This window comes from Streptomyces calidiresistens, from assembly GCF_014141525.1.
GTDB lineage: Bacteria > Actinomycetota > Actinomycetes > Streptomycetales > Streptomycetaceae > Streptomyces > Streptomyces calidiresistens.
Genome location: NZ_VKHS01001132.1, coordinates 1 through 1,311, shown reverse-complemented (window position 1 = coordinate 1,311; position 1,311 = coordinate 1). Strand labels below are relative to the sequence as shown.

1 protein-coding gene is annotated in these 1,311 nt (G+C 72.5%); it reads right to left on the bottom strand.

Features of this window, described 5'->3' with window-relative positions; all coding sequences use genetic code 11:
• Positions 1-17: 17 nt before the first annotated feature.
• Entirely contained in the window at positions 18-1,031 is a 1,014-nt protein-coding gene (locus tag FOE67_RS25925; protein WP_182667259.1) for an ABC transporter substrate-binding protein, read from the bottom strand.
• Between the last annotated feature and the right edge of the window lie 280 nt (positions 1,032-1,311).

The window sequence follows — 1,311 nt, the reverse complement described above, 5'->3', positions numbered from 1 at the left end:
GGTCGGGGCGGGGGCGGTCACCGGAAGCGGTCCGGGTGGAGTTGTCGGGCCAGGGACTCCACGCCGTCCGGCACCCGGACGCCCAGTACGGTCGAGGACAGCGGCAGCACCGCGAAGCGCTCCTCGCGGATCGCGGGGACGTCCCTCAGGGCCGGGTTGTCCAGCAGGAACCGCTTCTTGTCCTCCACCGGCCGGTCGCCGTAGTCGTAGATCACGACGACCTCGGGTGCCCGCTCGGCGACCTGCTCGAAGGAGACGTCGCCGAAGGCCTTGTCGAGGTCGGCGAAGAGGTTCGTGCCGCCGGCACGGTTGATCATCTCGTTGCCGATGCCGCCGCCGCCGGCGGTGAAGGCGGTGGTGTCGCCGCTGTCGTAGACGAAGACGTCGACCGGCTCCACGCCCTCCAGCCGCTCGGCCACCTCGTCCAACACGCCGTGCAGCCGCTCCAGTTCCTCCTCGGCGCGCTCGGGTACGCCGAAGATCCGGGCGATGTCCCGCACCTCCCGGTCCATCAGGTCGATGTCGAGGGGCGGGGTGGAGCACTCCTCGATGTTGAGGTGGGTGGCGATGCCGTGGGAGGCGAAGGTCTCCCGCGAGCGCCCCTCCTGCGCGTCGAAGGTGGTGGAGAAACCGCCGTAGACGAAGTCGGGTTCGAGGGCGAGCAGCGTCTCGTAGGAGGGGTACTCCTCGGAGATCACCGGCACGGCGTCGTAGGCCTCCCGGTACTCCGGGAGGATCTCGTCGTCGAGGTAGCCGGTGCCGACCATGGAGTCCTCCAGGCCGAGGGCGAGCATCACCTCGGTGGCGTGCTGGTTCAACGCCACGGCGCGCCGCGGGGGGTGTTCGTGGGTCACCTCCACGCCGCAGTTCTCGACGGTGAACGGGAAGCCCTCCGGGGCCCCCGCGGTGTCACCCCCGTTCCCGGCGTTCGCGGGACCGCCTGCCGTGTCGTCCGGGTCGGCGGATCCACAGGCGGTGGCGAGACACACCAGCGTCCCGGCCAGCAGCAGGGCCGGGACGCGCCGGCGCATCGGGGAACTGGTCATGGGTGGGGTCCTCCACGGGGTGGTCGGGGTCATCGGGGCCCCGCCCGCGAGGACGAGCGGGGACACCGGGACGGGGATCGCCGCCGGGCACGACGGCGCGCGACGCGAGGGGGTGGGCGATCGCTCGGCGACCCGACGGTGACCGGGCGTGAGGGGCGCGGGGCGACCGGGGGCACCACTCCGACACCCGCCGACCGGCGATCGGGTCAGTCGCGGCGGGTGGGGCCGGTCGGCGGGGCGAAGGGAATCGAGAAGGTGACGAGGG